Genomic DNA, 8,162 nt, shown 5'->3' with positions numbered 1-8,162 from the left:
CGAGCAGCCGAATTGATAGCCTTGCCATATGCTGAACATCGATGCCACTTACGGACACACCGCAGCCCTCGGCCATCTTGCCCGCGAGTTTGCCTCGGGGCGCATGTACGGCCTCAAGGGAGCTAACGGCTCAGGCAAGTCGACGTTGCTCGCCACTCTCGGTGGCGAGCTCGCAACTCTCGAGGGCACCGTCCGGGTTGATGGGGAGGAGGTGGGAACGAGGGCGTCGGCAAGCGCGGTGCTCACCGTGGCCGACCCCATCTTCCTACCGGACCTCACCGTGGGCGAGCACATCGATCTCATCGCCCGGACTACTGGCGTTGACTTCGCTGAAATCATCGAATTGTGGGCGCTTGAGGAGCTCCTGCCCCACCCCGCCACGCGTTTGTCCGCGGGCCAGCGCCAGCGCGTTTTCCTGACCATCCAGCTCTACCAGCCCGCGCAAGTACTGCTTATCGACGAACCCGAGCGCCACCTCGACGCCGAGTGGACGCAATTCCTCAGCAGCGAACTGCGCCACCTGGCGAAAGAAGGTCGCTGCATCATCGTGGCGTCCCACTCGCCTACCGTCACCGATGCGTGCGATGAGTTGGTGGTGCTATGATGCCTGACACCAACTCTCGTACTGGCATGACACGGGCCCTGTCGAAGTTCGGTGACGTCGTTGGAGCGATCGTCATGTTTGGTTGTCTCCTAGGCGTACTCTTTGGCGTGTGGCAATACGCCGCCGACTATTTGCCTTTCGTTGTAATTCGCGCCGACGTTGCTCCTCTACAGATAACGGGCGGCATCCTGGGGCTGCTAGCGCTGATTGTGCTTCTGGAGGCGCTGTTCCCGCTGCGTGGGATGCCAGGCCCCCGGTGGGTTTACTACCTCCGCCCACAAGGACGCCTGCGGGGCATGGATGCAATTTCAGTTCTGCAGCTGCTCGGGGTCACTGCACTCGCGTTGCTGCTTTGCGTGTCCCTCGGTACATCTCCTCTATTCGCGCTGGCAGCGCCAGCATTACGCATGGCCGTAGGCTGGCGTTCCTTCACCGTTGCGTCACTGCTCGCCGCTGGCCGTTCCCGTCAGGTGAGCAGTTCAGGTGTGAACCTGCTCGACTCTGAGGTCAGCTCCGATGCCCTGGCCAGCCAAAGCATGTGGTTGAAACCGCGGATCGGTTCGTCTGCTTCTTTAGCTGGCCTTTTCGCGCGCCGTCTAAGCAGGCGTTGGTACATCGGCGTCGGCGCACTGGCAGTTGCTGGTTTGAGCCTCGGGTTCGCACCGCACCTGGGTTCGCTGGGCATTCTTGCATTTGCCGCCGCTTGGTCCATGGTGGGTGCGGCCGTAAGCCGCGCAGGTTCCTTTGGGCGGATCGTGGAAGGACCTTGGGCAGAGTGGGGTCTTCCTATGAGCGCTGCGATAGGCACAGCGATTATAGGAACGGTCTTTGTTGCCATCGTGTGGCAGCTTTCACTTGCCGCACTTGCAGTCATCGCGGTAGGCCTGGCGTGGGCCGGCTACACTAGGTCCCGCCCTGCCCGCGTGACGCAAATGAGCATGGTCGATACGGGCGGTTTCGGTGCTTCCTTTTCTCCTGAAGTGGTGGGCTACTTAAGCCGTGGTTGGAAAGGCCTCGCAGTAGTGGCAGTGGCGCTTTTCTTGTAATCTCATTTCCCCACAAACTATGGACAGCACGCAGGCACGCTGCTACCCTTCCTTGCCATGAAGATCCGCTCTTAATTCGAAGCTCACATCAACACCTCTGACTCGAAGGCGGATCGATCCATGCCTATTTCTTTCACTGACCTCACCATTGTGTGGCCCGATGGTAAACCCTGTTTCTCGAATCTCAATGGGACTTTTAGTGCACAGTTCACCGGACTCGTTGGCACCAACGGCTCGGGCAAATCAACGCTGGCCAAGGTGCTGGCCGGGATACTCGAACCAACCTCAGGTACCGTCAGTGCCCCTAGCGTCGGGTACCTCGACCAAGACTTAGGTCTAAAAGTCTCCGATACTGTTGCCGACGTGTTCCACGCCCGTGAAGTATTGGAGGCCATCGAGCAAATCGAAGCGGGACACTACACCGACGAGCTCGTCGAGGTCGTGGGCGAACGTTGGGACCTCAAGGAAAAAATCAGTGCTGCGCTCGCGGCGTCGGAATTTCCCATTTCTTTGGATCGCTCAATCGGAAGCCTATCAGGCGGCGAGGCCGTTACTGTCGCGCTTACTGCGCTCTTTTTCTCCGAACCTGACGTGATCATTTTGGACGAGCCCACAAACAACCTTGATGCGCAGTCCAAGGAACTTCTCCTTAGCTTGATCGCTGACTCGCCGGCCCAGGTTTTAGTCATTTCACACGACCGCGATTTACTCAATCACGCAGATTGCATCGCCGAGCTCTACCACGGCTCGCTACGCATGTTTACTGGGAACTACGCCTCCTATGAGGAGGCTATTGACCAAGAACAGGACGCCGCGCTTGCCGACGTCCACCAGGCCAAGGCCGCCTTACGCAAGGAAGTCCGCCAGCGGTCAGCAATGCAAACGCGGCTAGCCCGTGATGAGCGTCGCGGAAAGAAATACGCGGCTTCCAAGCGCAAGCCACCTCTCGCAATGGGCCTGGACAAGAATCGCTCTCAAAACACAGCTGCCAAGCGCTCGCACGAAGCAGCCCAATCAGTGGCAAGCGCACAGCAGGAGTACGACAAAGCTCAGCTGCGGCTACGCGACGATTCTGCCGTCCATATCGAGCTTCCGAGCACTCAACTGCCTAACGCAACCCACGTTCTCCGCAGTGAGCTACTCAGCATCGTGGGCCCTGAGCGCGTCCGACTCGCAGGCCCCAACGGTTCCGGAAAGACAACGTTCCTCAACCGCGTGGCAAACGGCGACGTCGACTACGCACTAGCCTGTGGCTACTTGCGTCAGCGCATAACGCTTCCCGGCAATAAAAGCGTGTGGGAGTTAGTGACCGAGTCCAATCCTCACGCTGCGCCGCAGTATCTGCGCAATCAGCTTGCGCAATTACTGTTCCAGAACGACAGCGTACACGCTCCGCTTTCCCAGTTATCAGGCGGCGAGCGCTTTCGGGCCGAATGCGCCCGGGTCTTGTTGTCAGACCCAGCGCCGAAGTTTCTACTCCTCGACGAACCCACGAACAACCTCGACATTCCCACCGTGGATTGGCTTATCGACGTCCTCTCTGCATACTGCGGGGCAATGCTGGTGGTGAGTCACGACGAACACTTCTGTGCACGCTTGCTTCTCGATCGCACCGTTGAGCTTTAGGTAACTAGTTTCAGCCCAAGTTTGCATCATTGACACTAATACAATCTGTGCTATATTTACTAATACAACGTTGTATTAGTAAGAACAACACAGAAAGTGAGGGTGCATGTTCATCACCCTTAGCCCGGACTCTGACGTCCCACTGTTTAAACAAATCCACGACGAGATAGTTGCGGCCATCGCTCACGGTCAGCTCCGTGACGGCGACAAGCTTGATCCAGTTCGCCGTCTCGCAGCCGACTTCGGCATCAACCCGGCCACAGTCAAGAAGGCTTATGACAAACTCGTCGCCGAAGGCCTAGCCGAAACCGCTGGACGCTCCGGCTCCGTGGTCCGCCCAGGCGCCCGCACTGCAGCCCAATCCCAGCAACTCGACGAGGGCCTCACCCGCGTCGCCTGGCTTGCACGCGCGCAGGGCTTCACCGTTTCCGAAATCCGTGACCATCTCGACGCCATCCTGAAGGAACTACCATGATTTTCGCATTATCAATGGCCGCGGTCATCTTAGCCGTGACGTGGGCCCTGGCGGCAGCACCGGCGATAGCCGTCTTGCCCCTTGGTGTTTCAGTACCCCACGACAAACGCGCTGAGCCTGCAGTAACTGATGCGATTAAGCACTACCGCTGCCTCGTGTGGGCGTTTGGTATCGCCGCCACCCTAATTTCAGTGGCCACATGGAAGTGGCCAGCAATCGCAGCGCTTCCTTCCCTTATCGTCATCTTTGGAGCACTCTTTGCTTACGTTAAATCGCGTCGCCGCATCATCGAGGCCAAAGCCGCGGGCGGCTGGTATGACGATGTCGAAACAGCCATTTCCGCACAGATAACTGCCACGCCGCTGAACAACAGCGCGCTGGCCGACCTCACCGCCCAGGTCCGCTTTCCCTGGATTTGGGTCCTCGGCTCACTGCTCATTACCGCAGCTTCCGCGGGCATCGTTGCCCAAGGCTGGGACACGATTCCCGAGACCATCCCTACGCACTGGGGCGCCTCCATGCAGCCCGACGCCTGGAGCGACAAAGGCATCGGCACTGTATTCGGGTTGACCTTCGTTAACCTCGGAATGATCGCAGTCTTCGCACTGATTTTTTGGTTCGTCTGCACCTCATCGGTCCATTCACGTTCGGACCGCTCCATCAAGGGTCAGCTGCGAAACCGCGCGGTAATGGCCGCAACAAACCAGGCAACAGGCTTCTTACTCTTTGCACTCTGCCTACCCATGGCGCAGATTCAGGTTGCCTCCGCATTGCCTCGCTACGCCGACTGGCTGCCTGTGGGATTCATCGGTGTTATCGTCATGAGCCTGGTCGGGGTCATCGCCCTCCTCGTGATGATCCTGCGCGCACAAACGCGCATCGATGATGCCCTGCGGGGCGTGAATTTCCCCGACGACGGCAAAGACTCCCCCGATAATGACAAGTTCTACAAGTGGGGCATGTTCTATTACAACCCTGACGACCCAGCCATCATGGTGGACAAGCGCTTCGGCGCCGGCATGGACTTCAACTACGCGCGCTGGCAGGCGAAGGTTTTCATGGCCGCCGTTCTGCTACTGCTCATAGGTTCCATCGCTTTGCCGATTTTGCTCTAGCAGCTCGAGTGTCAGGCGCGCCGCAGGCGGCCTGGCCGCCCATATTGGGCCGGAGGTTAGCCCTGCTCCCCCAAGGTCTCGACCAGGGTCTTCGCGAGCTTCTTCGAGGACTGGGGATTCTGACCGGTGTAGAGATTGCCGTCGACCACGACGTGCGAGGTAAATGGCAGCAGGCCCTTGTCATAGTCCATGCCCCGCGCCACTAGCTCATCCTCCAGCAGCCACTTCGCCTTCTTGGCGAAGGAGTTCATGAGCTCCTCGCGATTGGACAGGCCCGTGACCTTGCGGCCTGCAAAAGGCGAAGGATTGCCAGCCGCCAAGATGGCTGCTGGAGCGTGGCACAGCAGCGCTAACGGGCGGCCTGCTTCTAGGCGCTGGGCCAGCATACGGCCAGAGTATTCATCGAAGGCCAAGTCCTCCATCGGGGCATGACCACCCGGGTAGAACACGAGGTCATAATCTTCCTCGTTCTGGTCATGGAGGTCAGCCGGGTTCTCCAGGACATCGGCGAGCTCCGCAAGACGAGATTTCAGCTTCTTGGCCGAAAGCGGGTCGGCTCCACCGGAGATGCTCAAAGAGATTTCATCAACTACTGGCTTGACCCCGCCCGGGGTGGCCACAGTGACGTCGTATCCAGCTTCAGTAAAGATATCATAAGGAGCGATAAACTCCTCTGCCCAGAAGCCGGTTGGGTGCTCCGTTCCGTCCTCGAGAGTCCAGACACGGGCACCACTTAGAACCATAAGTACTTGAGTCATGCCGCCCCATCGTACAGATTCTGTATTTTAGGGCTGGCTGACTACCCAGCGAGCAAGCGCTCAACCGCACCGCGCGCATCTGCCACGACTGCCGGAACACCCACGCCGCCGGACCAGGCGCCGGTGGCTTCTATGCCAGGGACGTCGGCAAGCGCGGCGTGCGCCGCGGCAACCGTGGCCAGATGGGTCTCGTCGTAACGCGGGATGCCACCGAACCAGCGCTGGGTGAAGATTTCAGAAACGCCCGCCGCGCGGCCGTCGAAACCAGTGATGTGCTGGAGGTCGTCCAACGCGTAATCCACCAGCTGATCTTCCTCCGCGCGCAGCAGTGCGTCGTCGCCATAACGGCCGAAGGAAGCGCGGACCAGGGCACCGCCGCGCTCAGCTAGGTGTGGCCACTTTCTCGAAGACAGCGTAAACGCTTTAGCGTTTACGCCCTCTTGATCCGTGCCCACCAGGATTCCGGTGTTATCGGGCAAGCGGTTGCCTTCCGGATCAGTATCCGAGTCGAACTTGAAGCCCACAACTACGGAGCCGGCCAGCTTCACCTTCTTCAGCGCGGCAGCAGCCGCAGGAGAAAGCGCTGGGAGTAGGCGCGCGGTGGTCGGCGCCGGGGTGGCAAAAAGCACGCGGTCATAAAGGCTGGTCTCGTTCGGTGCGCCCTTGACGCGGAAGCCCTCGGACTCACGGGTCACACCAGAAATGAAGGAATCGAGGTGGATATCGGCGCCGGACTGTTCCGCGAGTGCCTCGTAAACCTCAGCGTAGCCGCCGCGGAAAGTTTGGAACGGTGCTCCCTTGCCAGGCGTGCGAGGTCGGGCCTCCTCCATCGCCTTGACTGCGGCGGAAAGGGTCACGGGCCCCTCTGCGGCGAGCTTGTCCAAGGTCGCTGCCAACGCCGGGATGGTGGCGCGCAGCCCCAGGTCGTCCGCGGTGCATGAGTACACGCCGCCCAATAGAGCGGAGACCACGTGGTCCACCACGTCGTCGCCGAACTGCTGGCGCACCAGCTTGCCCACGGACACGTCGCCGCCGATTTCCCATTCAAAGGGCTCCTCGTTGTCGATGCGCTTCGCCGTCTCTTCGGAAACCAAAGGTGCAATGGTGGCCGAGGAAGACGGGATGCCCATCATGCCGCCGGAGGGCAAGGACTGCAGCTTCGAATCCACGTAGACCAGCGGGGAAAGGCCCGATGGGGAGACGAAGGAGTCCGCCAAGCCCAGCTGGGTGAAGAAGTCCACGACCTCAGCGTTGCGGGCAAGGAAGGCCTCAGCGCCCATATCGGTGGGGCCGTCGTTGAAAGGCACGGTGTAGAGCTTGCCGCCAATACGGCCCTCTGCCTCATAGACGTCGATCTCGTGGCCCTCGTTGCGGGAAGCGATCTCCCACGCTGCCGTAAGGCCCGCCAAGCCTGCACCAATAATTGCGATCTTCATTAGCCCTCCTCGTGGATGATGGCGACGGCGCGGGTGACAGCGTCGGCGTCGGTGGTAGGTAGTACTCCGTGGCCCGAGTTCCAGATATGTGTATCGATGTCGCCGGCTGCTTGGGCTGCCGCGACCTCGTCCTTGATGGTGCGCACTGCGCCGCGGATGGCGTCGTCGCCAGCGAACAAGAGCGCAGGATCCAGGTTGCCCTGCAAAGTGCGGGCGCTCACGCGCTTGGCTGCGGCATCCATGGAGACGCGGTAGTCCACGCCCATGACTTCAGAGCCGGCCTCGGACATCGCGCCGAGCAGCTCGCCGGTTCCCACACCAAAGTGGATGCGTGGCACGCGGCCCTCAGCAGCCGCGAGGATGCGCGTGGAATACGGCAGCACGAACTCGCGGTAATCACGCTCGTTGAGGTAGCCCGCCCAGGAGTCGAAGAGCTGCATCGCATCGATGCCCGCCTCCATCTGCAGCTCCAAGAAGGAGATGATCGTGGGTGTCAGGCGCTTCATCAACACGTGCCAAGTCTCCGGCTCCGCGTGCATGAGGGCCTTGGTTTTCTCGTGGTTCTTGGACGGGCCGCCCTCCACGAGGTAGCTGGCCAGAGTGAAAGGCGCACCAACGAAACCAATGAGCGCCTGCTGCGGGTTCAGCTCGTCCAGGATGATGCGGATGCCTTCGCGGACCTCGGGAACGTCCTGGTCCAGGATGGGCAGGTTCTCCACGTCCTGACGGGTGCGGATGGGCGCGTCCATGACTGGGCCGCGGCCGGGAACGATGTTCACGCCTACTCCTGCTGCTTTGAGCGGAACGACGATATCGCTGAACAGGATGGCGCCGTCGACGTCGTGGCGGCGGACCGGCTGCAGGGTGATTTCGGCGAGCAGCTCCGGCATAAAGCAGGAGTCGAGCATGTCGATGCCCTCGCGTACTTTGCGGTACTCAGGCAGCGAACGTCCAGCTTGGCGCATGAACCACACCGGCGGACGAGAGGGAGTGCGGCCAGTGGCAGCGTCGATAAGCGGGGCGTTGTTGAGTCGTGACATGGTCCTCATTATGAATCAAAAGTTGGATACGAATCTAGTTAGCCACACCTTCGCTAGCGGGC

At 60.3% G+C, this 8,162-nt stretch carries 8 protein-coding genes; 5 read left to right on the top strand and 3 right to left on the bottom strand.

All coding sequences use genetic code 11. The features are described from left to right. Positions 1-28: 28 nt before the first annotated feature. From HMPREF0308_RS00190 to HMPREF0308_RS00170, 5 genes are all read left to right on the top strand, one after another. Positions 29-604 carry an ATP-binding cassette domain-containing protein gene (locus tag HMPREF0308_RS00190; protein ID WP_005527625.1) on the top strand — a complete coding sequence of 192 codons (576 nt, stop codon included), beginning with the start codon at positions 29-31 and terminating at the stop codon, positions 602-604. Then, positions 604-1,650: an ABC transporter permease gene (locus HMPREF0308_RS00185; protein ID WP_248630670.1), complete on the top strand. Its 1,047-nt coding sequence runs from the start codon at positions 604-606 to the stop codon at positions 1,648-1,650. The genes HMPREF0308_RS00190 and HMPREF0308_RS00185 overlap by 1 nt, the downstream gene beginning before the upstream one ends. A 120-nt stretch (positions 1,651-1,770) precedes the next feature. Further along, positions 1,771-3,276 carry an ABC-F family ATP-binding cassette domain-containing protein gene (locus HMPREF0308_RS00180; RefSeq protein ID WP_005527622.1) on the top strand — a complete coding sequence of 502 codons (1,506 nt, stop codon included), beginning with the start codon at positions 1,771-1,773 and terminating at the stop codon, positions 3,274-3,276. A gap of 106 nt (positions 3,277-3,382) precedes the next feature. Further along, positions 3,383-3,751 carry a GntR family transcriptional regulator gene (locus tag HMPREF0308_RS00175; protein WP_005527621.1) on the top strand — a complete coding sequence of 123 codons (369 nt, stop codon included), beginning with the start codon at positions 3,383-3,385 and terminating at the stop codon, positions 3,749-3,751. Continuing rightward, a complete protein-coding gene (locus HMPREF0308_RS00170) occupies positions 3,748-4,866 on the top strand; it encodes a DUF5808 domain-containing protein (protein ID WP_005527620.1) in 1,119 nt (372 codons plus the stop codon). The genes HMPREF0308_RS00175 and HMPREF0308_RS00170 overlap by 4 nt, the downstream gene beginning before the upstream one ends. A 56-nt stretch (positions 4,867-4,922) precedes the next feature. Here the strand turns inward: HMPREF0308_RS00170 and HMPREF0308_RS00165 are convergent, their stop codons facing one another. The 3 genes from HMPREF0308_RS00165 to hemE are packed head-to-tail and all read right to left on the bottom strand — an operon-like array spanning position 4,923 to position 8,100. Beyond that, entirely contained in the window at positions 4,923-5,624 is a 702-nt protein-coding gene (locus tag HMPREF0308_RS00165) for a type 1 glutamine amidotransferase domain-containing protein (protein WP_005527619.1), read from the bottom strand. A gap of 41 nt (positions 5,625-5,665) precedes the next feature. Next, the gene (locus tag HMPREF0308_RS00160) at positions 5,666-7,060 is read right to left on the bottom strand and encodes a protoporphyrinogen oxidase (protein WP_005527618.1); all 1,395 of its coding nucleotides are present in this window, start codon (positions 7,058-7,060) and stop codon (positions 5,666-5,668) included. Next, the gene (gene hemE, locus HMPREF0308_RS00155; protein WP_034656498.1) at positions 7,060-8,100 is read right to left on the bottom strand and encodes a uroporphyrinogen decarboxylase; all 1,041 of its coding nucleotides are present in this window, start codon (positions 8,098-8,100) and stop codon (positions 7,060-7,062) included. Before hemE ends, HMPREF0308_RS00160 begins: the two co-directional genes overlap by 1 nt. Positions 8,101-8,162 lie beyond the last annotated feature (62 nt).

This window comes from Corynebacterium striatum ATCC 6940 (assembly GCF_000159135.1).
Taxonomy (GTDB): domain Bacteria; phylum Actinomycetota; class Actinomycetes; order Mycobacteriales; family Mycobacteriaceae; genus Corynebacterium; species Corynebacterium striatum.
Note: the sequence above shows the minus strand (reverse complement) of the source record. Positions and strands in the feature narration are given on the sequence as shown.